This window comes from Vallitalea sediminicola (assembly GCF_054408565.1).
In genome coordinates this window covers 12,292-39,074 of the sequence record NZ_BTPT01000059.1, presented here as the reverse complement: position 1 = coordinate 39,074, position 26,783 = coordinate 12,292, and the positions used below count along the sequence as shown (strand labels likewise).

The window sequence follows — 26,783 nt, the reverse complement described above, 5'->3', positions numbered from 1 at the left end:
TATCAATTAACTTTCATATTGTAAATAAATTGTTGCTCTCACTTTTTTTATTAAATAGAACCGGGTAAACATTTCTTGTTCTATTTTATTTGTTGAAGTATTGAACTAAAGCTTCCAACATTTTTATTATCCAGTAGAGGTTCAAAAATATCTCCAACTTTTTTTATCCTATCCAGAGCATTGAATATAGTAAAATCTTGCGGTTTAATACCCTCTTTTACTTCTTCCCATTTTACAGGCATTGATACAGAAGCATATTTAGTAGCTCTTGGCGAATAAGGCGTAATAATACTTTTTCCTTCCCACATTTGTAAATAGTCAAAATATAATTTTCCCCCTCTTTTCTCTTTTAATCTTTCTATAGTTATAATATCTGGATATTTATTTGCAAAATACTCAGCAAAAAATTTACTAATTTTTCTAGCTTCGTTGTAATCATATTTTTCACCCATAGGGATATATATTTGTAGTCCAGTTGCGCCTGAAGTCTTTACATAACTGGTAATGTTAAGCTTATTCAGAGTATCATAGACTTTTAATGCTACTTCAATAACCTGCTCAAAAACTTGTCCTTCTGAGGGGTCAAGATCAAAAACAAGATTAGTAGGAGAAAATGGTTTCTGTATTCTGTTGAAAGTGGTATGAAATTCAAGAGATGCAAGATTGCCAAGCCATACAAGAGTAGCTTGTTTGTTAAGATTAATATACTTACTTTCATCTTTCCACTTGGCCGTATCAACAAAATCAGGAGCATAACTCGGTACCTTCTTTTGATAAAAAAATTTCTTATCATAACCATCAGGATACCTAATGGTAGTCAAAAATCTGTCTTTGGCATATTTAATAATATATGGCGTTAAATATATTAGGTATTTCAGATAATCTACTTTTGATATACCAAGCTCCGGCCATAATAATTTATCTGAATTGGATATTTTTATTTTGTTATCATCTATCATAATAATTTTATCCACGATAAGTATACTCCTTTCCATTAGCCTCTGTAGCCTTTTCTGAACTAAAACCTATAATCTTAGGATGTCTTAGAGAATTTGTGTTTGTCCACTCTAAAAAGCTGACCCAACATGTCAAAATGGGTTTAACCCATATAACATTCTTGGCTTTATTAATATTTTCAAATGGACTTTGATCCATACTGATGACACCCATATATTCTTTTAGCAAATTAAAATCAGACTCCTTGAGACCTAGGCTTGCATTACCTATATAGACAATATCCTCTTCATTGTATATTCCAAGTAACAAAGATTTTATCCTTCCATTATCTAATTGTATACCACCAATAACTGTTAGCATTTTTTTGAATGTTTTAGTTTTAAACCACATATCATGTTTTTTACCAGCTGTATATCTACTATTTATATTCTTGGATACTATACCTTCATAGTTTTTCTGCTCCATTAATTCATATAACATCACTCCATCATCAAATGAATCAGTGATTGTTATTATACTGCTTTTATTCAATGATTTATTCAGAATATCTATCCTATGTTCCAACGAATAGCTCCTTAAGTCTTTACCATCTAAAAATAATATATCAAAGACTATATATTTAATTGGATATCTATTAGCATAATATTTTATCTTAGCCTGATTTCTGACTCTTTCTCTATTAAGTATATAATTAAAAGTTGGACGCAAATTATCATCAAGGACTATGATCTCTCCATCAATAATACCACTTTTACCATTGAAGAGCTGATTAATCTCATTTAGCTCAGGATAATAATCTGTTCTTTCATTACCATTCTTAGTAAAAACCTTATGATTATCACCATCTATATACGTAATACCTCTGATACCGTCCCACTTTATTTGATGTATGAAGTCATCATCTTCAATTATTTTAGTAGATAAAACAGGTTCCATAGGTTTTATCAAATCCATAATCTATAAACCCTTTCTGACTAACTTGTTTGCTTTTTTACTGTGCTCTTTTTCTTCTTAGTTGGCGGTTTAACCTTTTGAGTCTTAGTTTCTTTTAAGCTAGCTTGCAATGCTTCCATTAAGTCTATGACATTTCTCTCAGGGGTTTCTTTTGATACCTTAATTTCTTTTCCTGATATTTTCTTATTAATTAATTCTATTATCGCTTCTCTATAATCATCTTTGTATTTATTTGGATCGAATTCAGCAGTTAGATTATCAATTAATTGGTTGGCTATATTAAGTTCTTTTTCATCAACTTGCTCATCTTCTGGCAATCCTGGCACTTGACTAATGGGACGCACTTCATCTGGATAGAATATCGTTTCCATAACAAGTGTATTCTGGTAAACTCTAAGAGCCGCCAAGGATTGCTTATTCCTAATAGTTATTGTCGCTATAGCTATCTTTCCTGTTTCTGCCATTGCTTTTCTAAGGAGCTTATAAGCCTTTCCAACCATATCTTGTGGGGCAAGATAATATGTTTTGTTAAAATAAATTGGGTCTATCTCTGAAAGATTTACAAAATCCACTATTTCAATAGATTTACTATTAATTTCATTTTTCACAGAATTCAAATCCTCATCACTTATGATTACAAAATGACCTGGTTCATATTCAAACCCTTTTACTATATCTTCTTCTGCTACTTCTTTATTACATGTGGGACAAATTTTCTTATATTTTATAGGAGTGTTACACTCCTTATGAATATTTCGAAATCTAACATCTTTATTTTCAGTAGCTGCAAACATTTTAATTGGTATATTAACTAAGCCAAAACTAATTGACCCTTTCCACATCGTATGCATATTCGTCTTCCTTTCAAAATTATATTGAAATATAAATGACAAATGAAGTGTCTTTAATTTATATTTAATAGTCACACTAAATTATTTTTTATTGACTAATTTTATTATTTGTAAAAGACAAATATTCATTCATTTGATTTCAACCTAATCCACATGCAACATAATTTTTATAGTACATAAAATATCCACTTTAATTGGCTAGATGAATTTTATCTAATTAGACTGTAATAATTCATATAATCTCAATCATATTATTTAATAATAGGTTATAGTTATAACTTCTATTGTAAAAGAAAGGAGATTTATATGATTTATAACGAAATATACGTATACGATGAAAAGGGTAAGATATTAATGTTGACCAATGAAAAGCAACTTGATTACTATTTAAAATCTGGCTTTAAACGAATTACTGAAGAACAAGCAAAAACTCTACCTGACTATGATAAAATTAAAGAAATTCTTGATATGTAAAAATCAAATTTTTATGGTCTATATTATAATGACTATTGTTAATTTAAATGGTATACTACAATTAAGAAAAAGCATCCACAATACTACTTAAGGAGTTGAAAGGTTATGACACCTAGAAAAAAATATTATGAAAACACAAGTAAAAATCTAATAAAACAATTCGAAAAAAGAAGAATTGAAGCATATTATTGTGATAATAGGGAAATGGCAAAAGATAAAATTCTTGAATTAATTAAGGATGGTTCTACAGTTTCATGGGGCGGTTCTATGACTTTGTATGATATTAACTTATTTGATTATTTAAAGAATGGTAATTATAATCTATTAGATAGAAACACAGCCAATAATAATGAAGAAGCAGCAAAAATCTATCATCAAGCACTTTCGGCTGATTATTATCTTATGAGTTCTAATGCTATTACACTTGATGGTGAATTAGTTAACATTGATGGTAATGGTAATAGGCTTGCAGCTTTAATATATGGTCCTAGTAATGTAATTGTAGTAGCTGGTATGAATAAAGTTGTTTTAGATGAAGAAACTGCATTAAAAAGAGTTCGAAATGAGGCATCACCTATTAATACAGTCAGATTAAATAAGAATACACCATGTTCAATTACAGGTAAGTGCAGTAATTGCCTTAGCGATGACTGTATCTGTTGCCAAACAGTTATAACAAGAATGTCACGCGTACCTAATAGAATTAAAGTTATCCTTGTTGGAGAAGAATTAGGATATTAATGTATATTTATTCAAATTTTATATTTTATGGCTATCTTTCTAGATATTGACATAGATATATATGTATGATACTATCATTCAGTAACATATACATAGTTATTCTAGGCATTATAAGAAAGGTGGTTATTTTTGTGAAAAAATTAAGAAAGTCATTTGCAATTTTGTGTATGTCACTTGTTCTTTGTTTAGTATCAATCAATTACAATTTTCAAGTCGCTTATGCAAATCCAGCACCAATTAAGCAACAGCAGCCTGAACAACCTAGCATATGGGCATTAGAAGATGTTCAAATGTTAAGTATCTATGATATTATTGATATATCAATGTTTGGACAATATCAATCAAATGTAACTTACAGAGAATTATATACTGTTGGTATTAAGTTATATGAAAAACTTGCTGATGAAATGGTATCAGAAGAAGATATAACAATCGATGATATTGCTCTTCAAAAAGCTGCTTACAAATTATTTAACGTATTTTTATTAGATGATAACATGAATGTAGTCGTTACAAGAAAAGATGTTGTAGACGTACTATATAGAGTTATCAAAAAGGCAGAACCAACTTTCGACTATGAATTAGATTATTCACTCTCTTTCGATGATATTTCATCAATTGATGGTAATCTTAATAGTGTCAAATATTTGGTTTCCAATAAACTTCTAAATGGTATTGGTAATAATAAGTTAGGACTTGAAAATAATTGTACTAAAGAGCAACTTTTTTCTTTAACGACAAGAGCTTATTATTATGCTATTCAAAAATCTGATAGAGCTGCAAAAGGTGCTTTCTGGAAAGTAAGCGGTGGAAAAAATACTGTTTATCTTCTAGGTTCAATACATATAGCAGATTCTAGTATTTATCCAATGAATGATGACATATTAGAAGCTTTTGATTCATCTGATGCTTTAGCCGTTGAGGTTAATTTGTTAGATAGCCAAGAAGGTATTGCTTATATGCAACAAAAAATGGTATATTCTGATGGTACTACTATAGACCAACATATTTCAGAAGAAACTTACCAAGCATATGAAGAAGCAATGAAAAGTTTTGGTGTTGCTACAAAAGAGCAATATGATTTACTAAAACCTTGGAGTGCAGCATTTACTATTCAAAATCTACAAGCTGCAGAGCAATCAATCCAAGCGGGACTTGGTGTAGATGTTTATTTTATGTCTAAAGCTATGTTCAGGAAACCAATAATTGAAATAGAAGGATATAAATTCCAAACTGATTTATTTGAATCATTTGATCCAGAATTCCAAGAACTATTTTTACAAAGTGTATTAATCAAACCTGCAGAAAATGATGAAGATACTGATGAAACAGATCCTGCGATTGATTCAATTGACAATAATGTTGATGTGATTGCTGGAATGTTAGAATCTTGGAGAAAAGGAAATGTTGGAGAATTAGAAAAAGTAGTGTCATATGATGAAAATGCTACTGATGAATTTACTAAGAAATTCTGGATTGATAGAAATGATCATATGTATGAAAGTGTATTAAGTTATCTTAATGATGATAGTGAAAAAACTTATTTTGTAATAGTTGGAGCTGGTCATATGGTAACGAATGCAGGGATAGTTAAGAAGTTAGAGGATAAAGGTTATAGTGTTGAACAGATAAAATAGCTTTTGTTGTGAGTTATAAAAATAGTTAATTTAGTAATTTAGGACTAACGTATGGCTATATTAGTGGTATATGATTCGTTTTACTTGCCTTACTCCAAAGGAACGGTCTGCGTAAAACGAATCATATACCACTTTTTTATGCCCATTAATTTTAATATCATGAGTGTACGGTCAACTATTTTTCATAAATGATTTTTTTATTAGGTACTGATATGTATTTCATAATAGAAAAAGCTCAGTGGGGTTAGTCACTGAGCTTTTTTGATATATTAATATATTATTTATTTTTAATATAGTGGATATTTTTTTACTAGGTCTTTTACTAGATTTTTAGCTTTGTCTTTGTTGTTTTCGAAGTCACTGAGTGCTAGATATATGATTTCAGCAATCATATCCATGTCTTCTTCTTTCATCCCTCTTGTTGTAACAGCAGGTGTTCCAAGTCTTATTCCGCTAGTTACAAATGGACTCTTAGGATCGAATGGCACTGTATTTTTGTTACATGTTACAGAGACTTCGTCTAATAATTTTTCTGCAACTTTACCAGTTAACTCCATATTTTGAAGGTCAACTAATAGTAAATGATTATCAGTTCCCCCTGATACAAGATTAAATCCTCTTTTAGTTAGACCTTCTGCTAAAGCTTTAGCATTGTTAATTGTTTGTTTTTGATATTCTTTGAAATCATCTGCTAAGGCTTCTTTGAAGCTGACTGCTTTTGCAGCTATAACGTGCATCAATGGTCCACCTTGGATACCTGGGAATATAGCTTTATCAATTATTTTAGCATATTTTTCAGGACATAAAATAAGTCCGCCCCTTGGTCCTCTTAATGTCTTATGAGTTGTAGATGTTATAAAATCTGCATATGGTACTGGGCTTGGATGAAGTCCTGCAGCAACTAATCCTGCAATATGTGCCATGTCTACCATTAGATAAGCTCCAACTTCATCAGCTACTTCTCTAAATTTCTTGAAATCTATTGTTCTAGCATAAGCACTTGCTCCTGCTACAATAAGCTTTGGTTTGCTTTCTTTTGCAATTTTCATTAATTCATCGTAATCAATATAACCTTCTTTATTTACACCATATGGTACAATTTTATATTGTTTACCTGAAATATTAACAGGACTTCCGTGTGTTAAGTGTCCCCCATGTGATAAATTCATACCCATGATAGTGTCACCAGGATTAAGTACTGCAAAGTAAACAGCTAAGTTAGCATTAGCACCAGAATGTGGTTGAACATTAGCATGTTCTGCACCAAATAATTCCTTTACTCTGTCTCTTGCTAGGTCTTCAGCTATATCTACACATTCACAGCCTCCATAATATCTTTTGCCTGGGTAACCTTCTGCATATTTATTAGTTAGTTGGCTTCCCATTGCTGCTAATACTGCTTTTGAAACAAAATTCTCTGATGCTATAAGTTCAATATTATCCCTTTGTCTGTTTATTTCTTTATCCAGTGCACTAGCTAATTCTGGATCAATGCTCTTAACTTCATCAAATGTATACATCTACATACCTCCATTTTTACTTAGTAAATCAATGAAATTATTATAGCATAAGTTAATCTATATTGGAATACGCATTTGACATATTTGATTTATTTCCTTTTTTTATGAATTTATGAAATACCTAACTTAACATTCATTATAATATCTAGAAAATATCTAAATATTGAAAACACCTAAACCTGATAAGAAGATAAGAATAATAAGTATAGGTATAATATACTTTAATAAGAAAATCCAAAAGTTAGCTAATCTAAATTTTACTGTACCACCATTAGTTGCCTCATTTATAGCATTTTTCTTACCTAATACCCATCCAACAAACAAGCATACCATCAAGCCTCCAAAGGGTTGCAATATATTAGAAGTAATAAAACCATACATATCAAATATACTTTTACCTCCAATCATTACATTACTCAAACTGCCTTTTGATAATGATGAAAAAATGCACATGATAAATACAATTAAACTAGTTATAATAACTGCTTTTTTTCTTGTCCATTTTCGCTGTTCTATTAAATACGCAACTGGTATTTCAAGTAATGATATTGATGACGTAAGCGCAGCGATACTCAACAAAACAAAAAATAATGTTGAAAAAACAGCTCCAAGGCTTGTACCCATTGTAGTAAATACCGCTGGAATTGTGACAAAAGCAAGACTTGGTCCTTCTTCTGGTGTAAAACCAAATGCAAAAACTGCTGGAAGGATAGCAAATCCCGCCATGATTGCTACTAGGGTATCTAGTAATGGAACAATTATTGCATTCTTAACTAAATTTTCGCTTTTATTTAAGTAACTACCGTAAGTAACCATACAAGCCATACCAAGACTCAAAGAGAAAAATGCTTGACCAGCTGCATTAAGTATAACTTTTGGTGTTATTTCACTAAAATTAGGCTTAATAAAAAATTTAACACCTTCCATAGCGCCTTCAAGAGATAAGCTCTTGAAGGTAAGAATAATCATAATTACAAATAAAGCTGGCATAAGTATTTTACTAGCTTTTTCAATTCCTTTATTAATGCCTGATGAAACAATAACAATGTTAAGAATTATATAAATGCCGCCCCAAAAAATTGGTTGAACATCATTTACCACTAAATCATTAAATGAGTCAGATAGAAAGTTAGGGTCTGTTGAATTAATTGTCCCTGTTATGGCCTTAAAAATATATGCTAATGACCATCCTCCTACAATCATATAAAAACCCATAATTAAAAATGCTACTATAACACCTATAAAACCTATAAAACCGAATCTTTTGTCAATACTTTTAAAAGCTCCAACTGCATTACTTTGAGAATACCTTCCTATAGTAAATTCGGCAAGCATTAAGGTAAACCCTATAATAACTACAGTTATCAAATAAATAAGCACAAAAGCTCCGCCACCATTTTCTCCAGCTAAATACGGAAACCTCCATATATTTCCTAAACCAACAGCTGAACCTCCAGCAGCTAATATAAACCCTATTTTACTTCCCCATTGACTTCTTTGAGCATTATTGTCCTTCAATGTATACACTTTCCTCTCTGCAATATATAGATATGTCTCCTGAATTTTACATAACAAACAAAAGTAAGTCAATTAGTTATATTTGACTATGCATCTAGTACTTTATTGCTATTTGCTGATTATACATTTTTTAAGTATTATAGATACGGTACATAAAAATACTTGTCCTAAGATAAAATAAGTATATCCTAATCATGTTAAAAAAAATACTAATTTTATTATAATTATTGTTATAAAACGTTTACTAAATATTGTTAATTACTCTTAATGATATTATTTATTATAATTTTCAATTTTAAATTGATACCTGTTTAAGTATAGTGTACAATATATTTGAATACGAAAAACGGCTAGATTTTCTAAAAGATTTCTATGAAAATAGAAAGCAGATTTTTTATATAAAAATAATTATAAGGTGATAATATGAATTATAAATTAATTTTCAAATCAGCTATTCTTTCTGGAGAGATTATGTTGAGAAATGGTGCCGAGACTTATAGAGTTGAAGATACCATTAATAGGATATTAAAAACTACAAATTTTCAGGTTATAGAATCTTTTGTTACACCTACAGGAATATTTGCTACATTAGATGATCCAACAATTGAAATGATTACATATGTAAAAAGGGTTAATAAACGAACCATTCATTTATCTAAGGTGGAATCAACTAATGATATTTCCAGAAAATATTGTGCTGCTCAATTGTCAATTGAAGAAGCTTATGAAAAACTCCTTGAAGTTCAAAGGAAACCTCTGTATTCTGATATGATTACAATCATTGCTACGGGATTAGCCGCTGGTTTTTTCACTATAGTTTTCAGTGGTAATTTAAATGATTTTATTGTATCTTCAATCATAGGTGCTAATTTAGCTATTATTGATATACTCTTTAAGAAATTAAATATATATAAATTCTTCTATGATATTGTGGGTGGTTGTTTAATTGCACTAATAGCTATTTTATTCACTAAGTTCATCCCTCTTGGCACCAATTTCGATCTTATAATTATTGGTTCTATTATGCCTTTAGTTCCGGGAGTCGCTTTTACCAATGCCATTAGAGATACTATAGAAGGCAACTTATTATCTGGTATTTCAAGAGGTGTGGAAGCTCTTATTATTGCGGCATCCATAGCAACCGGTGTAGGTGTTGTTCTTAAGCTATTTTATCTATTATATGGAGGTAGTGCAATATGATTATTCAAGTAATTGGAGCATTTTTTGCTACTTTGTTTTTTTCAATAATATTTAATATTTCAAAAAAGCAGCTTTTTTATTGTGGCATAAATGGAGCTATAGGATGGCTTGTTTATTTATTAACAATAAATATGGACTCAATAACTCTTTCAACTTTTCTTGGAGCTTTAGCAATCAGTATTATAGCCCATATATTATCAAAAATAAGAAAAACACCAGTAACGGTATTTTTAATTGCAGGAATTATACCTTTAGTACCTGGAGCAATTTTATATAAAGCTATTTACAATATTGTTATTCAAGATTATGATATGTCTACATATTATGGCATACAGGCTATAGAACTAGCATGCGCTATAGCAGTAGCTGTTTTTTTGGTTGCTTCTGTAACTAAATCTCCAAAAATGAAAAGATAATATATTGAACTTAATACTCTCTAGTTCAATATATTATAACAATTGATATTTGTAGCATGTCCTTATTATACATGTTGAATTAAATATATATAATAATTAAAAGCTATTTTTTATCATCCCAGTTCTCTGTCTCCATTCCTTTATCATTAAGTACCCCTAATAGAATTCCTATTGTGCATAGTCCTTCAACAATAAGCATAACATTTTCATTTGGTACTTTTACACCTGCTGCAACAAGCATCATAATGATTGTACTAGCTATACTAATGATTACTTTTGTATTTGTCAATCTACGTAGAATCTCCTTTTTCATCTACTCCACCTCCTTTTTAAGTAATCTAGCTATAACTGTTGCTAACTCTGCTCTTGACACTTTTTCATCAGGTTTGAAGTCTCCATTGGGATATCCTGTCATTATACCTTGTAAAACTACTTCGTTAATATATCGTTCTGCCCAATGCCCTTTGGTATCATTAAAGGTATTTTTATTATTTAAAGCATGTATAATTTGATTAAAAGGATATTTTTCTCCTGGACAATTAGGTTTTCTTCTTGGATCAATTTCATAATGTCCAAGTATATGTTTTCTATCTATAGGTATATCAATATTCCATTTTCTTTTAACATAATCTATTATATACTGATGTAGCCAAATGGTTGCTTTTAACTGCTTATCTGTTAATTTACCTTGTGTCATTCTATATATTCCCTCATGTTCTATTGAAACTGAATACCAATTAGGATTAACTCCAACTTCTTTGACAATTGAGGCAGTAGAAAATTTTCTGTTCTCTGAATTAATTCCATTAGCCCACGCATTATCTTCTATTTTAACAAATTGATATATTTCTCCTGATTTAGTAACAAGAAAATGTGCTGATGATACCGTATTACTTGAACTTGCAAACCAATTTATTGTTGATTTTGCTGAACCTTCTGTTATGTGATCAACAATTACTTCAGGGGCATGTCCTCTTCTAGTAGACTTGTTTGTATTGCTATTTCCTTTCCAGATGATTTTATAATTAGTCATTTAGTCACCTCTCTTTCTTCTTTCTTAATCTTAAGTGTTTTATAATACCTAATTTATTATATGCTCAAGAAATAGAGAAAGTGAACGTTAGATGCAATTCATGTATATATAACATTAGTTTTCTAATGAAATTATTATAATATGGCATAAAAAAAGGCACTGTACATAAATAGTTACATACACTGCCTTTTAGTCTAAGAATTTACTTTCTTTCTTTTTTTTCTTGCATACTCTGCCTGTTTGTCTAGACACTCTTGACATCTTAGATATCCTGTACTATGTGGTTTGCTACAATCAATACATAAACCTTGTTCTTTCCTCGCATCTTTTAATTTTCTTGTATAAAACGTACTTTTCATATTCCTCACTCTTTCTGACAATCATTCTAGTATATATTTTGTCCTTTTTTAGACGTTACTAAACTTTTATTCTTTGTCATATATTACTTTCATTCGTTAAATAATATTCTACCATCTTATATATTGTAAAGCAATACTTTCCCGAAATCGTTAAAACTACTTATTCAATGTTATATTGCCAATATCCTACATCTATCCATTTGTCAAATTTCAAACCCACTTTTTCAAAGTGTCCCGCTTTTTTAAACCCAAGCTTTTCATGTAATTTAACACTTGGCTCATTAGGCAATGCCACTACTCCCATGATTACTCTGTAATTAAGTTTTCGTAATCTATCTATTAATTCTTCATACAAAATAGTTCCGACACCTCTACCACTATAATCTTTATCCAAGTATATTGACGATTCAACGCAAAAACGATATGCACTTCTACCTCTCCACTCAGAAACATACGCATATCCAACTACTTTACCCTTTTTTTCATATACTATAAAACAATATTTATCTGTAATATATTTAATCTTATCTATCATATCCTCTACTGTTACATTTTCTTCTTCAAAAGTAACCACCGTATTTTCCACATAATAATTATAGATATCACATATTGCCTGAGCATCACTTAATTTTACATCTCGAATCATATAAGTACTCCCTTCTAGTCTATTCTATGTATTCCATTTCTTTTAGTATTAATACTTGTTATTACATTATTATATATGTTATCCCCTCTTATAACAATAGCTATTCCTTCTAATTATTTAGTTCATCAATAATTATATTAACTTCATTCAAAGAATTACATATGTATCTTGCGTTTTCTCTAGCTATATCTGATTCAGCAATGATATCCGGTATCCATATGGGTATCATATTTGCTCTAGTCGCAGCTAATATACCATTTTCCGAATCCTCCAGAACAATACATTTTTCCGGATTCACCCCCAACTTCTTACTTGCCATAAGAAAAATATCTGGTTCAGGTTTCCCTTTTTCAATCTCATCTCCACAAACTATAGTATTGAAGTAATCAACTATATCCACTTTTTCAAGTAATTCCAATGCATCACTCCTATTTGTTGATGTTGCAACCGCAGTAGGAATTTCTCTTGTTTTACAATATTCCAGAAATTCTAGAAGACCCTCTTTCATTGGAACACCATTCAACGACATAAACTCTTTAGTATAATCTATCCTAACTTTTCTCACTTCCTCGAAAGGAAAATCATCACCAAGATTATTAACAAGCAACTTTCTAGTATCCACCAAAGTTCTTCCCACAGCTTTCATCATCAATTCCCTACTTATCACATATCCCAAATCTTTACCTGCCCTCTCCCAACTCTCCAAAGCAATACACTCCGTATCCAACATCAATCCATCCATATCAAAAATTATTCCTTCTATCACAACAATCACACTCCTCAATCTAAAATTTTCACTAATTCATCTAATGAAGATATACTCTCAACCTGTTTATCATAACTTTTATCTCTATCTAAAATTATAGAATTTATCCCTAATTCTTCTGCACCTTGGCAATTACTATAATTATCATCAATAAATAACGTCTGTGCTGGTGATATACCTAATTCCTCTAGCGCTGGAATAAACATACCTTTATCAGGTTTTGTTACTCCCATTATTGATGATATAATAAACGTTGAAAAATAATCCCTCAATCCCGCTTCTTCATATACATTTAATAAAGACGGCCAAGCATCAGAGATTATACCTAATTCAAACTTCTCATAAAGTTTTGGTATAATTTCATACACATCATCATAAAACTCATATTTACTATTATTATATACTAAATCTTTGGCTATCATATCTACAAGCTCATCATCCAAGTTTAAAATAGGCAATTGATCAGAAAATATTCTATAGAACCTTCTAAAATGATAATACTCCTGTTCCCTGTCTATAATTAAACTTTGCTTTTCTATGTAATAATAAGCTTTCCGCAATGCCTTATTTATATACAGTTCCTTTACCCTATCAAAAACATCTCTATCAATAAATTCAAAAATCCTTGGTGATATAAACCAATTTCCTGTCCTAGGATAGTTTAACACTCTCCCTGAATCAAATAAAATTGCTTTAATATTATTGAATTTCATTTTAATTCCACCCCTAATATACAATTTATAAACATCATACAAATCATTATATCAACCAAATAATTTAACTTCAAGAAATATATATCTGCACCACTCTCTTCATGAAATTGAAATTTGAAATAGCCAATAGTTAATCTAACATAGAAGAAAAAGTGTTTTGTGATTATATTGACGGTTAATTCAAGCAAAATAGTATATGTATATGTGGAGTAGTGAGGCAGGACGCCAAACCCAGTTTTTAATCTGACAGCCCTACTGGACTGTCAGAAATAATAATGGACTCGATGTCCATTATTATTTGTTGAGCTCAGGACGAGCAATAGCTGGCGTAACATATACATATGCTATTTTGCAAAAAGCCAAGTCAGAACAAAACATCTTTTCTGACTTACTTGAATAATAACTTACATCTAAAGTAAATTTTTATTATTTTCTTTTATCAAATTTCACTTGCAGAAAATCTCAATTCCATGTATCATTATACCAATACTATTTTTAGAGGTGAGAAATTATGAATATCGATTTTTCTTTAATCATACAACTTATACTAGTTGCCTTAATCATGTACTTTATGTATATTCATATTGATACTAATAATAGTATGCGTTTCTTTAAACAAATATTTATCTATAACACCATTAGCTCGACTCAATATCTTGATTATAAAACTACCCTATATCAAGAAGATATTGAATCCTATCATAAATATAAAATATGGATTTACTTCGAGAAAACGAAATTAATATTCAACTAAATCAACCTAAAACCTAAAACTAGGAGGAATTTAATTGAATATTGTAATAAAGTTCTTATCTGATATACTAAACCAACTGTATTATGTAGTTAATGATTGGGGCATCACTATAATCCTAATTACACTACTAATTAAAATACTGTTAATACCACTAAGTATCAAACAGAAAAAAGGTTTAGAACTTCAACAAAAATTATCTAAAGAAGTTGAAAACATCAAGAAAAAATACAGTAATGACAAAGAGAAGATGGAAAAAGAAATAAGCAAAATTTCCAGTAAATACTCTGGTAGTATGATAGGTTGTTTATTAACATTTGTTCAACTTCCAATCATGATATCACTTTATAGAGCTATTTCTAGTATTCCGATAGAGGTAGCATCGACTGTTATCTTACCTTGGGTAACTAATCTAAAGGCTCCAGACAATTATTATATTATACCAATAATATCTGTAATAATTCACTTGATGCCTAATATTATGTACTATCTTAATATATTCAAAAAATTAGAACTAACTAAACCTAATAAATTAATGATCTTTAGTACAATAATAATAAATGCATTATTTATATCAAAAGCCCCAGTCATAATAGGTCTATACTGGATTATAACTGGTTTATATTCGTTTATAGAACAATTAACAACTAATATCATTCTAATAAGAAAAAAGCCCCAATATGAAGCTTGTACAAAAAAATAGATTAATGGAAACACTAACACATAAGAGCTCTATTAAAAAGGGCTCTAGTTTTATTTCAAGAGACCTTATGCTTAATTAGATTTAATTAAGTACAAACCTTAAGACATAGAATATTAGTGGAGGTGATAATCTAATGGTAGATGGGTATAAAATAACATCTTATATAACCAACTTATCCACTGGAGAAAAAGTTCCATATAATTCCTTGACAAAAGAACAAAAAATAGAAGCTGAAAAAAAGATGATTCACCAAATGGTAGATGCTATAGGATATAGCGTAAAAAGTATAAAAATCGATAATCAATAAATTCTATGTACCTAGAGTCTAACATTAGTTAGACTCTAAATTGCTATATACTATAAGCAATTATCACACTCTGTTTTAGTAGCTGCTTCATCTGCTGGAGTTGGATCTTCTACTGGATCATAACAACAAGGTTTAATTGTTTTTGGTCTAGTACATAACTCAAGGGGTTGAATACTTTGTTCTAGCAAATCACCTTCAACAAATTCTAAGCAAGGATTTTGTTCACAAGGGTTAATTGGTATGCATTTTGGTGGTACACAAAGACCTCCATGTTGCAATATTACATATACAATTTTCACTTAGCAAATTTTTACCCTATCTGATTATATATATTAATAATATCTTCTAATGAAATTTTCTTAGGATTAATCAATGTACAACCATGTATTATAGCATCTTTTGACATTAGATCTATACTTTTTTCATCCATTTCATATTGTTTTACGGCTTCATCAATATTAATCTGTTTCATTAATTCTTCAATTTTATTAATTAGATGTTTGTGGTATTGACCTTTATCAATTTTAGTAATATCAACATCCATGTATTTTAGTATGTTCTTGATTTTGTCTTGTAACTGTTCTTTATTAAATTCTAACATAGGTATCTGTAGAATTCCTACCGCCAATCCATGTGGCATACCACAATGACCTGTCAATGGACATCCAAGAGCATGAGGAATAGTAGCCCCACAATGACTCATTGCTATTCCAGCTAGCATAGATGCATAAGACATATTTACTCTAGCTTCAATCTCTCCACTATTCACTGCATCTACTAAACTATTAAAAACAATCTTAATCGCTTCTAAAGCAAATAAATCAGTCATTGGATTTTCTATGGTGGAAGTATATGCTTCTAACGCATGTCCTAATACATCTAAACCTGTGCATGCAGTAATAAAAGGAGGTAGATTTTTAGTCAAAACAGGATCTATGATAGCTGTTATAGGATAAATTTTATATGAAGTTATTGAATCTTTTATCTTAGTTTCTGGATCGGTTAAAACTGAATAGAAAGATACTTCAGAACCAGTTCCTGATGTTGTAGGTATTGCTATTATTGGTAATGGATCGTTTACTATTTCTTTTTTACTGTCTCCTCGCCCATCTAAATATTCATATGAACTTCCCTCATTAGTTGCCATTACTGATATCCCTTTAGTGGTATCCATTGCACTTCCTCCACCAATAACAATAAGAACATTACAATTTTCATTCTTACATTTTGTAGCTGCTTCATCCACTACATTTATTGTTGGATTAGGGATTACCTCATCATATAAATAGTAATCTATATTATTTTCAGTAATAATATCTAGTACCTTATCAACTATACCAGCTTTAATTAATCCTTTATCTGTAACGATCATGATTTTCCTAGCATTAATTTCTGCTAACTGACTTTTCAAAGAATCTAATTGATCTTTTCCAAAAATTATTTTGGTACTTAGTAAGAATTGAAATGAATTTAAGTTTTCCATTTAAGTCACATCCCCATTTTATAATATTAAATATTTTGTATTTCAATTATACTAAACTTAATTTTGTATTTCAATGAATCCAGTGTTATTCAAATTACCAAATCCTTTCTTATAATTACTGCAACCCACTACTATTTTTTTTAATTTATAATTAATACCACTTAGTTTTTTAGTTAATTCCATAATAGTTATTATTTTAAGTATATCCACATAGGTATACTTGTCAAAATGATATAACATCAGTATTGTAATATTCCTATTATATACTTAATAATTGATTTTATTATTAATCAAAGTAACTAACTGTTAAAAATATCATTTAGCAACTTATCTATACATATAATTAAAAGGAGATGTGTCATGAACAAGAATAACATTAGAATATGATAAAGGTGATGTTATGCAAAAAGCAGCACTTTACATAAGAGTATCAACTGATGAACAAACAGAATATAGCCCTAGCGCTCAAAAAACAGCATTATTAGAATATGCCCATAATAATAATTATCTGGTCCAAGATGAACATATATTCATAGACGAAGGAATATCTGGAAGAACAGCAGAGAAAAGACCTGCATTCATGCGTATGATAGGTCATGCTAGAAGTACTCCTCACCCTTTTGATGCCATCTTAATACATAAGTTTGATAGATTTGCACGTAATCGTGAGGATTCAGTAGTTTATAAATCTCTCCTTAGAAAAGAATGTGGTATTAAGGTAATAAGTATAACTGAACATATTGAAGATGATAAATTCGCAATTATCCTTGAGAGTATGTTGGAAGCTATGGCAGAATACTACTCACTCAATCTATCAGATGAAGTAAAAAAAGGCATGATAGAAAAAGCCAAACGCGGCGAACATTCAGGCACCTGTCCTATAGGTTATAGATTAGATAAAACATCTAAGATATTACTAATAGATGGAAAATACAGTACAGTAATAAAACTTATTTATAATGATTTTAATGAAAACAAAACTCTTTATGAAATAGCTAAAAATCTTAATATACTAGGATACAGAACTAAAAAGAATAAATTATTCAGTAAACGTACTATTGAATATATAATTAAAAACCCTGTGTATTGTGGCTATAATAGATGGAACTATCGTAAAGGCGGCTTTAATATCCCTAACTCCACTGATCAATGGATCATAGCAAAAGGTCAACATGAATCATTAATAGATAAAGAATTATGGGATAGAGCTCAGTTGAAATTAAAGAATAACAAAACATTAATGGCTACACACTACCGGCCTATATACGAAAAAAAACATTGGTTAAGTTCTATACTTCGTTGCGCTTCTTGTGGTAGTGCAATGACTACAAATATAATAAAAGGCAAATATATTAATTTTCGTTGCTCAAAATATTTTAAAGGCAATTGTAATTCTCCAAACTATATCAGTGGCAAAAAAATAGAAAATCATGTTTTAAGAAAGTTAGAACAAGACCTTGATAATTTTTATGATATAGTTATTAAAAAAAATGCTATTTCAACGACTTCAGATAATATAATACTATTACAACAACAACTTAAAAAAACAACTAAAAAATATGAATTAGCTAATAAATCATATCTTGAAGAGATAGATACCCTCAAGGAATATGAAAATAATAAAAGTAATATAAAAAAAGAAGAAGCTGAGTTAATTGTAAAAATAGATAAACTCAAGCAAGAAGAACTCCAAGATGAAAACACATCTGTCCTACAGCTATCTTCTCCAGCTACAATATTATATCTTGATGATATATCAGTAATGAACAAACATAGAATCGCTAAATCTTTCATAAAGCAAATTATATTTGACTCTACTAAAAATACAATTATAATTGATTTTTATATTAACAAATAGGAAACAAGATTCATAAAAAGCGAACGTTTATAGTTATATCGTTTGCTTTTTTTATATACTCTATTGAAACAAAGACCTGCATGTTTAATTCTATACTGAATAAAATAAATAGTTTTTAGATATAATGATAATCCAACAGCCATACAGCCGTCATCAAGGTCTATTTCTATAACTTTTGCCAATCCCTGACAACCAATACCTTGGCGTAATTCATTATTTCTATCAGGTCCCTCAACAAATCCCAAATAATTTATACAAGGAATACATTCTTTACATTCTCCATAATATGAAAGACCATATGGAGCATATAAATCAATTGTTATTGATGGTGGATTTGTATCATCATCACAATGTGGAGAATCTTTATCTGGTAGATATAGTGCTTGGAAGCATTCTTCTGCTAATACTCTACAATGTTTATCTAATAATTTTGCTGCGAATCTAACTTTTAGTTTAGATAATGTTACTCTAACACAGTTAGGTCTTTTTGGTAAAGTTTCAACACACGAACCATCAATTTCACCTATACTAAAATCGATATCAATAACTTTTAATTCAACAGCTTTTGTACATGGATTTTCTTCAAGTAAACATTCTGGTATCTTTATTTCTCTACATAGATTAATACCACATTCATCAAAAACCACTGGAGCAACACAAGTCAATAACTTAGGTTCACCTAATAGTCAAAGGAACACACAAATTAATCATTCTTATAATAAATAATGTGAACTGTTTTTTTCATGACATCAATTTCTATTTTACCAATAAAAGATCTATACAATTTGTTTCTTATATCCTTAGAATAATTATCGATAGTAAATATATTATGTAACATGATTTTATTCTCTTGATCAAAAGAAATACTCCTTATATTTTCTAGTTCCTTGATTAGATTTTTACGTTCCTTACTTAATCTTAGCTTATTATCCTTGTATTCTTCAATTGAATCAATATCTTCGATATAAGCTTTTTTAATCTTCTCAAACTTATTTTCTAATTTATTCAACTTATTCAAAATTATTTTTCTCTGATTGTTCATAAGCATCTTTTTATGTTTTGTAGTAATCAATACGTTATTAAAATCTTCGACTAATTTACCTTCTATTAATTTTTCTAATAAGTTTACTCTTATCATTTTTCTCTGGAGACATGCTCCTTCAGAACTTTTTCTACATCTGAAATATGAATATCTTTTTTGATTATTCTTATATACCATACTTCCTTTACAATATGAGCATTTGACTAATCCTGATAAATAATGACTGTATTCATTAGAATGATTAATCTTATTAGTCTTTTTCATTCGTTCTATTTTTTTAATAGATTGATTATATATTTGTTCATCAATTATCCTTTCATGATCACCATTAGAAATTATCCAGTTATCTTCATCCCTTAATTCACTTTTTTTATTCTTTCTGTTCCATCTTACAATACCAATATAAAAAGGATTTTCGAGAATGTATTTTATTGACTTACTTTGGAATAATCCATTATTTTTAGTTCTATACCCCATATTGTTGAGTATATTAGCAATATTGACATATCCTATATTATCATTTACAAATTTATAATATATCATTTGTACTATTTCCTTTTCAGTATCATCAACTACCATTTTACCATTCACCACTTTATATCCTAGAGGCGGTCTTGTTTGCATTCCGCCTCTTCTTGCTTTTTCACTCATACCTTTTTTAACTTCATCTGATAGATTAAGGGAATAGTACTCTGCCATAGCTTCTAGCATACTCTCAAGAATAATCGAAAATTTATCTTCCTCCAACTGTTCTGTTATACTGATAACTTTAATATTACAATCCCTTTTCAAAAGTGATTTATAGACAACACTATCTTCTCTATTTCTAGCGAATCTATCAAACTTATGAACTAAAATTACTTCAAATGGTTTTGGCTTCTCTTTTGCTTTTTTAATCATCTCCATAAAAGCTGGTCTTTTTTCAGCTTTCCTGCCTGATATGCCTTCATCTATAAAAATGTTACAATTAGGTATATTTATATTATTTTTATCAGCATAATTCAAAATAGCATTTCTTTGTGCACTGGGACTGTATTCTAACTGCTCTGAAGTACTAACTCTAATATACGCTGCACCTATAACTTCTAATCACCTGCTATAACATCCTTCTTAATATATTATATTTTTAAAATTGTTACTTTAGTATTATCTTTATGCAAAGAATTAGCTGTCAAATAATATTTTTAATAAATATATTATTTGACAGCTCTTCATATTTTATCTTTCCACTATTATTGCAGTACCTTGCCCTCCACCAATACATAGAGTAGCTAAGCCTGTTTTACTTTCACGTTTAATCATTTCATATATTAGAGTAACTAAAATACGTGCTCCTGAAGCTCCTATAGGATGACCTAATGCAATCGCTCCTCCATTAACATTAACTTTTTCTTTATCCAAACCCAAGTCTCTGAGGACAGCAATGGATTGAGATGCAAATGCTTCATTAGCTTCTATTAAGTCAAGATTATCTATTGTCATTTTAGCTTTTTCCAACGCTTTTCTAGTAGCTGGCACTGGAGCATAACCCATTATACTTGGATTAAGCGCTGCTGATGCATAAGATTTTATAGTAACCAAAGGCTTAATTCCTAATTCTTCAGCTTTGTCTTTAGCCATTACGATAAACATAGCGGCTCCATCATTAATTCCTGACGCATTACCTGCTGTAACTGTACCTTCTTTATCAAATGCAGGTCTTAATTTCCCAAGCTTTTCAATGGTCATACCATGTTTTGGAAATTCATCTTTATTAAATATTACTGGCTCACCTTTACGTTGTGGGATTACTACCGGCACAATCTCATCTTGGAATCTATCTTCTTTTTGAGCTTTTTCAGCTTTCATTTGACTATTAAGTGAAAATTCATCTTGCTCTTCTCTAGATATCCCCCATTGTTTGGCTATATTCTCAGCTGTAACACCCATATGATACTTATTGAATATATCTGTAAGTCCATCATTTATCATAGAATCAACAAGCTCACCATTTCCCATCCTATGACCCCATCTAGCTTTTGGTATCAAGTATGGTGCATTACTCATACTTTCAACACCACCTGCAAGTACTATATCTGCATCCCCAAGCATTATAAATTGTGCAGCCATACTTACAGTTCTAAGTCCAGAACCACAAACTTTATTAATTGTAATAGCAGGTGTAGTTTCTGGTACATCTGCACCAATTGCAATTTGTCTAGCAGTATTTTGCCCAAGTCCTGCTGACAAAACATTACCTATAAGAACTTCATCAATTAGTTCTGATTTTATACCTGCTCTTTCAATGGCAGCTTTCGCTGTAACCACCCCTAGTTCAACAGCTGAAAGCTTAGCTAAACCACCACCGAATTTACCTATTGGTGTCCTTACTGCACCCACAATCACTACTTCTCTCATAAATACCCATTCCTCTCCAAAAAAGTGTTTTCTTATCATCTTCCTTTTTATAATACAATACCACCAGTTACTTCAAGTACTGAACCAGTTACATAACTGGCTTCATCAGAAGCTAAATACAGATAAGCATTGGCAACATCTTCTGGCAATCCTAATCTCTTTACAGGAGCTTTATCTCTCATCATGTTAAGTACTTTTTCAGGCATACCTTCTGTCATAGGCGTAAGAATAAAACCAGGTGCTACAGCATTAACACGGATACCTTTCTTTCCTAACTCTTTTGCCCATGTCTTAGTCATTCCAATTACTCCCCATTTTGTAGCAGCATAATTAGTTTGACCGTAGTTTCCATATAATCCAACTACAGATGTAGCATTTAAGATTACTCCCTTACCTTGCTCTACCATGACTTTTGCAGCTGCTTGACCACAGTTATATACACCCTTCAAATTCACATCTATAACTTTATCAAAATTCTCTTCTGTCATTTTAACCAAAGTACCATCTGCTGTTATTCCTGCATTATTAACTATAATATCCACTTTTCTATAAGCATCCAAGGTTTTTCTAACCATAGTATCAACCTGTTGTTTATCGGTCACGTCAACTACTATACCAATGGCTTCTCCACCATTTTCTTTCACCTTATTAACTGTCTCTTCTACCTCATTTTTAAATAAAGACGCTATTACCACTTTTGCACCTTCATCAGCAAACCTAATTGCTGTAGCGGCTCCTATACCACGTCCTGCTCCTGTAATAATTGCAACTTTATCTTTTAACCTCACATATACTCCTCCTTTAATATTATAAAATGGCAGTAAATAAATTGTGGGTCCATATTAATCATAATTTATCACTGCCATAATATTTATGTTTTAATAACTGATTTTATTAATCAACTTAATCTGTGAACAAATAATCCACTTCTTAATTTTGGTTCAAACCATGTTGATTTTGGTGGCATCACTTCACCTGTATCAGCAACTTCCATCAAATCATCTATTGTAGTTGGATACATGGAAAAAGCTACTTTCATTCCTCCATCAACACGTCTTTTTAATTCTTCAAGACCTCTTATTCCCCCAACAAAATCAATTCTTTTATCAGTTCTAGGGTCTTTAATGTTAAGAATAGGTCCTAATAGATTATCTTGTAGAATTGCCACATCTAATCTATCAACTATATTGTCTTTGTTAGTGATCTTGTCTTTGGCAGTAATCTTATACCATTTATTATCTAAGTACATACCATAAGTATGTTTATTAGTAGGTTTATAAACACCATCTGCTTGTTCTTCTACTAAAAAATTCTCTTCAACTTTTCTCAAGAATTCTTCTTCTGAATGACCATTCAAGTCCTTAACCACTCTGTTATAATCCATAATAAATAGATCATCATCTGGGAAAATAACTGATAGAAAATAATTGAATTCTTCTTTCCCTGTAAAATCAGGATATTCTTCTCTTCTTTTCATTCCTACTTTTACAGAAGATGCCGAACGATGGTGTCCATCAGCTATGTATAAATAATCTATATTGCCAAATATTTCACTAATTTTATCTATTGTTAAATCCCCACTAATAACCCATACAATATGCGTGATTTCATCTTCACTTGTAAAATTGTAGATAGGTTTATTAAACTTAATATAATCATTAATTATTTTATTCAATTCATCATTTTTTCTATATGTCAAGAATATTGGTGCTGTATTAGCATCACAATAATCAAAATTATTGATTCTGTCCACTTCTTTAGCTGGTCTAGTAAATTCATGCTTCTTGATAATATTATTCATATAATCATCAATAGATGTACACCCAACCAGACCAGTTTGAACTCTTCCATCCATGATTTGTCTATAAATATAATAGCATGGCTCTTCATCTTGAACTAAAATTTCATCCTTAATCATGTTGTCAAGATTTTTTCTAGCTGTTTTATATACAACTGAATCATATTGATTTACATCATCATCTACATCTATCTCTGCACGGACTACATGTAAAAATGAATGTTCATTACCATCTGACATTTCGTTTGCTTCTTCTCTATTCATGACATCATAAGGAAGAGATGCTACTTTCTCTACTAAATCTTTGCTAGGTCTAATACCCATAAAAGGTCTTACTACAGCCATATATTAACCTCCAATCAATACTTATATTTAAAAGTATTCTTTAACTTTATCTATTATTTCTAAACCAATTCTAGACTGAGCTTCTTTGGTTGATGCTCCAATATGAGGTGTTAATGAAACTTTCTCATGAGTAAATAACTTTTTATTTTTAGTAGGCTCTTCTTCAAATACATCTATAGCTGCACCTGCAACTTTACCTGAATCTAGAGCTTTAATTAATGCCTCTTCATTAACTACGCCACCTCTTGCACAGTTAACGATATAAACTCCATCTTTCATCATATTAAATTCATTTTCATTAAGTACTGGTCCAATCTCTTTAATGAAAGGTATATGTAATGATATGAAATCTGATGTTTTAAGTACTTCTTCTTTTGTAACACAACTAAATTCGTCATATCCATCCTTAGTTATGATATCTGTATAGATAACTTTCATTCCTAGGGCACTAGCTTTTTTAGCTACTTCTATTGCAATTCTTCCAAATCCTATAAGTCCTAAAGTCTTACCAGATAATTCTATACCCTTATATGCTTTCTTGTACCACATTCCATCTCTCATTGTCACATTAGATATATATAAGAATCTTGATAAAGAAAACATATGAGCGATGGTAAGTTCTGCTACTGATGCACTACTGGCTTTAGGTGTATTTTCAACTGCTATACCTTTTTCTCTAGCATAAGACACATCAATATTATCAAGCCCTACTCCAGCTCTAATGATTAGTTTAAGATTACTTCCAACAACCGCATCAATAACTTCTTTTCTGATTTTAGTAGCAGATCTAATAATGATTACGTCATAATCACCTAACTCCTTTTTTAATTCTGGTACATCTAAATGCTCAATCACTAATTCATGCCCCATATTTGTTAGCTCTTTTGCAGCATTTCTATCCATACCATCAGCGACTAATATTTTAGCCATAATATAACCTCCAATAAACTTACTTTTTATACCTATAATTAAATTTTAAACATGATCATTTACTTAAATTAAAGTTTTAATATATCTTCAATATTTTCAAGAAGTTCTTTTACTTCCTCTAGAGTAGTATCAGCCATATGAGCTATTCTAAATGTTTTTTCTTTTAATTTACCATAACCATTTGAAATCATGAATCCTCTTTCACCTAAAGCTTTATTTAACTCAGAAACACTAATTTCTCTTGTATTTTTAATATTTGTTAGCGTATTTGACGCATATTTTTCATCAGGTAATAATTCAAAATATTCATTAGCCCAATTTCTAACGTATTTCGCCATCTTGGCATGCCTTTCAAACCTATTATCTAGGCCTTCCTCTAAAATCTTATCTAATTTATAATCTAACGCAAACATATGTGATAATGATGGTGTTGATGGATACTGATGATCTTTTTTCTTGATAGTATCGTATAGCTTCACAAGATCTAAATAAAATCCTCTATTTTCTACCTGTCTTGCAGCATTTATAGCTTTTTCTGAAACAGTACAAATAGCAAGTCCTGGAGGTAATCCAAGAGCTTTTTGAGTAGAAGTTATACATACATCTATTCCACATTTATCCACCTCAATCTTAGCTCCACCTGCTGAACTAACAGCATCAACTAAGAAAACTACGTCAGGGTATTTCTTAACAACTTCACCTATTTCATCAACTGGATTCATAACACCAGTGGATGTTTCATTATGAGTAACTGTGACAACATCATATTTACCAGTTGCTAACACTTCATCAACAGATTCTTTCGTTGTAGGAGTACCCCATTCAACCTCATATAAATCAGCTGGAACATTATTACCCACAGCCATTTCATACCATCTTTTACCAAATGCACCAACTGCAAATACAGCTACTCTCTTTCTCGTACAACAACGAATGGCTGATTCCATTAATCCACTACCAGATGTAGTTGATAGAATAATTTGATTTTCAGTGTAAAAAAGTTTCATAAGTTTTTCACTAATGTCTCTTTGAAGCTTAGATGCCTCTTTAGTCCTGTGCCCAATCATAGGTGTAGCCATCATCTTAAGCACATCATCTTTAACCTCTACAGGTCCTGGAATAAATAATTTTTTATGCATATTACAGCCTCCTTACGTTAAAATTAAAATTAAAATACCACTTTTAACTTACATGAACTAATATCCATATAAATATATAAGTGATACATAGAGAAATAATATAATATTATTTTTTAATATTTACAATATCTCTCCAAATTAAGAATATCATAAATAAATCATACTACAACTAAATCGAAATTATATTTGTCAAAATAAAGAATTAATTATCTTTTTTTTACATTATAAAGTAATTAAAACATATT

Annotated in this window: 28 protein-coding genes; 8 read left to right on the top strand and 20 right to left on the bottom strand. The window is 30.2% G+C overall.

Features of this window, described 5'->3' with window-relative positions:
• Positions 1 to 80: 80 nt before the first annotated feature.
• The 3 genes from ligD (ACX6CF_RS20795) to ku are packed head-to-tail and all read right to left on the bottom strand — an operon-like array spanning position 81 to position 2,762.
• Positions 81 to 974 carry a non-homologous end-joining DNA ligase gene (gene ligD / locus ACX6CF_RS20795; protein WP_458787285.1) on the bottom strand — a complete coding sequence of 298 codons (894 nt, stop codon included), beginning with the start codon at positions 972 to 974 and terminating at the stop codon, positions 81 to 83.
• Complete coding sequence (ligD, locus tag ACX6CF_RS20790; protein WP_458787284.1) at positions 967 to 1,911, bottom strand: non-homologous end-joining DNA ligase; 945 nt, start codon at positions 1,909 to 1,911, stop codon at positions 967 to 969. The genes ligD (ACX6CF_RS20795) and ligD (ACX6CF_RS20790) overlap by 8 nt, the downstream gene beginning before the upstream one ends.
• 20 nt (positions 1,912 to 1,931) lie before the next feature.
• On the bottom strand, positions 1,932 to 2,762 hold the full coding sequence (gene ku, locus ACX6CF_RS20785) for a non-homologous end joining protein Ku (protein WP_458787283.1): 831 nt from the start codon (positions 2,760 to 2,762) through the stop codon (positions 1,932 to 1,934).
• Positions 2,763 to 3,068: 306 nt separating this feature from the next.
• Here ku and ACX6CF_RS20780 point away from each other — a divergent pair, with 306 nt between their 5' ends.
• From ACX6CF_RS20780 to ACX6CF_RS20770, 3 genes are all read left to right on the top strand, one after another.
• Positions 3,069 to 3,236, top strand: a complete 168-nt coding sequence (locus ACX6CF_RS20780; RefSeq protein WP_458787282.1) for a hypothetical protein — start codon at positions 3,069 to 3,071, stop codon at positions 3,234 to 3,236.
• 105 nt (positions 3,237 to 3,341) lie between these two features.
• A complete protein-coding gene (locus tag ACX6CF_RS20775) occupies positions 3,342 to 3,977 on the top strand; it encodes a lactate utilization protein (RefSeq protein WP_458787281.1) in 636 nt (211 codons plus the stop codon).
• A gap of 131 nt (positions 3,978 to 4,108) precedes the next feature.
• On the top strand, positions 4,109 to 5,614 hold the full coding sequence (locus ACX6CF_RS20770) for a TraB/GumN family protein (protein WP_458787280.1): 1,506 nt from the start codon (positions 4,109 to 4,111) through the stop codon (positions 5,612 to 5,614).
• A gap of 287 nt (positions 5,615 to 5,901) precedes the next feature.
• Here ACX6CF_RS20770 and glyA read toward each other — a convergent pair whose 3' ends face one another.
• Positions 5,902 to 7,134 (bottom strand): serine hydroxymethyltransferase, encoded by a 1,233-nt coding sequence (glyA, locus tag ACX6CF_RS20765; protein WP_458787279.1) that lies wholly within the window; start codon positions 7,132 to 7,134, stop codon positions 5,902 to 5,904.
• A 156-nt stretch (positions 7,135 to 7,290) separates the two neighbouring features.
• A complete protein-coding gene (locus ACX6CF_RS20760) occupies positions 7,291 to 8,652 on the bottom strand; it encodes a sodium-dependent transporter (protein WP_458787278.1) in 1,362 nt (453 codons plus the stop codon).
• Positions 8,653 to 9,075: 423 nt separating this feature from the next.
• Between ACX6CF_RS20760 and ACX6CF_RS20755 the strand changes: the two genes are divergently transcribed.
• Together ACX6CF_RS20755 and ACX6CF_RS20750 are read left to right on the top strand one after the other, a co-directional pair.
• The gene (locus ACX6CF_RS20755) at positions 9,076 to 9,852 is read left to right on the top strand and encodes a threonine/serine exporter family protein (protein WP_458787277.1); all 777 of its coding nucleotides are present in this window, start codon (positions 9,076 to 9,078) and stop codon (positions 9,850 to 9,852) included.
• Positions 9,849 to 10,268: a threonine/serine exporter family protein gene (locus ACX6CF_RS20750; RefSeq protein ID WP_458787276.1), complete on the top strand. Its 420-nt coding sequence runs from the start codon at positions 9,849 to 9,851 to the stop codon at positions 10,266 to 10,268. The genes ACX6CF_RS20755 and ACX6CF_RS20750 overlap by 4 nt, the downstream gene beginning before the upstream one ends.
• A 103-nt stretch (positions 10,269 to 10,371) precedes the next feature.
• Here ACX6CF_RS20750 and ACX6CF_RS20745 read toward each other — a convergent pair whose 3' ends face one another.
• The 6 genes from ACX6CF_RS20745 to ACX6CF_RS20720 all read right to left on the bottom strand — a co-directional run bounded on the left by ACX6CF_RS20745 (position 10,372) and on the right by ACX6CF_RS20720 (position 13,785).
• Positions 10,372 to 10,581: a hypothetical protein gene (locus tag ACX6CF_RS20745; RefSeq protein ID WP_458787275.1), complete on the bottom strand. Its 210-nt coding sequence runs from the start codon at positions 10,579 to 10,581 to the stop codon at positions 10,372 to 10,374.
• The gene (locus ACX6CF_RS20740) at positions 10,582 to 11,301 is read right to left on the bottom strand and encodes an N-acetylmuramoyl-L-alanine amidase (protein WP_458787274.1); all 720 of its coding nucleotides are present in this window, start codon (positions 11,299 to 11,301) and stop codon (positions 10,582 to 10,584) included.
• 194 nt (positions 11,302 to 11,495) lie between these two features.
• Entirely contained in the window at positions 11,496 to 11,660 is a 165-nt protein-coding gene (locus tag ACX6CF_RS20735; protein WP_458787273.1) for a hypothetical protein, read from the bottom strand.
• Between the two features lie 160 nt (positions 11,661 to 11,820).
• Positions 11,821 to 12,306 (bottom strand): N-acetyltransferase family protein, encoded by a 486-nt coding sequence (locus tag ACX6CF_RS20730; protein ID WP_458787272.1) that lies wholly within the window; start codon positions 12,304 to 12,306, stop codon positions 11,821 to 11,823.
• Between the two features lie 109 nt (positions 12,307 to 12,415).
• Positions 12,416 to 13,072 carry an HAD family hydrolase gene (locus tag ACX6CF_RS20725; RefSeq protein WP_458787271.1) on the bottom strand — a complete coding sequence of 219 codons (657 nt, stop codon included), beginning with the start codon at positions 13,070 to 13,072 and terminating at the stop codon, positions 12,416 to 12,418.
• A 14-nt stretch (positions 13,073 to 13,086) separates the two neighbouring features.
• Entirely contained in the window at positions 13,087 to 13,785 is a 699-nt protein-coding gene (locus tag ACX6CF_RS20720) for an HAD family hydrolase (protein ID WP_458787270.1), read from the bottom strand.
• A 788-nt stretch (positions 13,786 to 14,573) separates the two neighbouring features.
• Between ACX6CF_RS20720 and yidC the strand changes: the two genes are divergently transcribed.
• Both yidC and ACX6CF_RS20710 read left to right on the top strand, forming a co-directional pair.
• On the top strand, positions 14,574 to 15,239 hold the full coding sequence (yidC, locus tag ACX6CF_RS20715) for a membrane protein insertase YidC (protein WP_458787269.1): 666 nt from the start codon (positions 14,574 to 14,576) through the stop codon (positions 15,237 to 15,239).
• A 133-nt stretch (positions 15,240 to 15,372) separates the two neighbouring features.
• Positions 15,373 to 15,546 carry a hypothetical protein gene (locus ACX6CF_RS20710; protein WP_458787268.1) on the top strand — a complete coding sequence of 58 codons (174 nt, stop codon included), beginning with the start codon at positions 15,373 to 15,375 and terminating at the stop codon, positions 15,544 to 15,546.
• Between the two features lie 50 nt (positions 15,547 to 15,596).
• Here ACX6CF_RS20710 and ACX6CF_RS20705 read toward each other — a convergent pair whose 3' ends face one another.
• Both ACX6CF_RS20705 and ACX6CF_RS20700 read right to left on the bottom strand, forming a co-directional pair.
• Complete coding sequence (locus ACX6CF_RS20705) at positions 15,597 to 15,845, bottom strand: hypothetical protein (protein ID WP_458787267.1); 249 nt, start codon at positions 15,843 to 15,845, stop codon at positions 15,597 to 15,599.
• A gap of 11 nt (positions 15,846 to 15,856) precedes the next feature.
• Entirely contained in the window at positions 15,857 to 17,029 is a 1,173-nt protein-coding gene (locus ACX6CF_RS20700) for an iron-containing alcohol dehydrogenase (RefSeq protein WP_458787266.1), read from the bottom strand.
• Between the two features lie 400 nt (positions 17,030 to 17,429).
• On the opposite strand from ACX6CF_RS20700, the gene ACX6CF_RS20695 reads away from it, so the two are divergent.
• Complete coding sequence (locus ACX6CF_RS20695) at positions 17,430 to 18,887, top strand: recombinase family protein (RefSeq protein ID WP_458787265.1); 1,458 nt, start codon at positions 17,430 to 17,432, stop codon at positions 18,885 to 18,887.
• Here ACX6CF_RS20695 and ACX6CF_RS20690 read toward each other — a convergent pair.
• The 7 genes from ACX6CF_RS20690 to ACX6CF_RS20660 all read right to left on the bottom strand — a co-directional run bounded on the left by ACX6CF_RS20690 (position 18,872) and on the right by ACX6CF_RS20660 (position 26,538).
• The gene (locus tag ACX6CF_RS20690; protein ID WP_458787264.1) at positions 18,872 to 19,552 is read right to left on the bottom strand and encodes a hypothetical protein; all 681 of its coding nucleotides are present in this window, start codon (positions 19,550 to 19,552) and stop codon (positions 18,872 to 18,874) included. The genes ACX6CF_RS20695 and ACX6CF_RS20690 overlap by 16 nt on opposite strands.
• Before the next feature lie 38 nt (positions 19,553 to 19,590).
• The gene (locus ACX6CF_RS20685) at positions 19,591 to 20,994 is read right to left on the bottom strand and encodes a recombinase family protein (protein ID WP_458787326.1); all 1,404 of its coding nucleotides are present in this window, start codon (positions 20,992 to 20,994) and stop codon (positions 19,591 to 19,593) included.
• A 153-nt stretch (positions 20,995 to 21,147) separates the two neighbouring features.
• Complete coding sequence (locus ACX6CF_RS20680; RefSeq protein WP_458787263.1) at positions 21,148 to 22,326, bottom strand: acetyl-CoA C-acetyltransferase; 1,179 nt, start codon at positions 22,324 to 22,326, stop codon at positions 21,148 to 21,150.
• A gap of 47 nt (positions 22,327 to 22,373) precedes the next feature.
• Positions 22,374 to 23,114: a 3-oxoacyl-ACP reductase FabG gene (gene fabG / locus ACX6CF_RS20675; protein ID WP_458787262.1), complete on the bottom strand. Its 741-nt coding sequence runs from the start codon at positions 23,112 to 23,114 to the stop codon at positions 22,374 to 22,376.
• 110 nt (positions 23,115 to 23,224) lie between these two features.
• A complete protein-coding gene (locus ACX6CF_RS20670) occupies positions 23,225 to 24,469 on the bottom strand; it encodes a DUF1015 domain-containing protein (protein WP_458787261.1) in 1,245 nt (414 codons plus the stop codon).
• A 27-nt stretch (positions 24,470 to 24,496) separates the two neighbouring features.
• Positions 24,497 to 25,399, bottom strand: a complete 903-nt coding sequence (locus ACX6CF_RS20665; RefSeq protein ID WP_458787260.1) for a D-2-hydroxyacid dehydrogenase — start codon at positions 25,397 to 25,399, stop codon at positions 24,497 to 24,499.
• A 68-nt stretch (positions 25,400 to 25,467) separates the two neighbouring features.
• Complete coding sequence (locus ACX6CF_RS20660; RefSeq protein ID WP_458787259.1) at positions 25,468 to 26,538, bottom strand: pyridoxal-phosphate-dependent aminotransferase family protein; 1,071 nt, start codon at positions 26,536 to 26,538, stop codon at positions 25,468 to 25,470.
• Between the last annotated feature and the right edge of the window lie 245 nt (positions 26,539 to 26,783).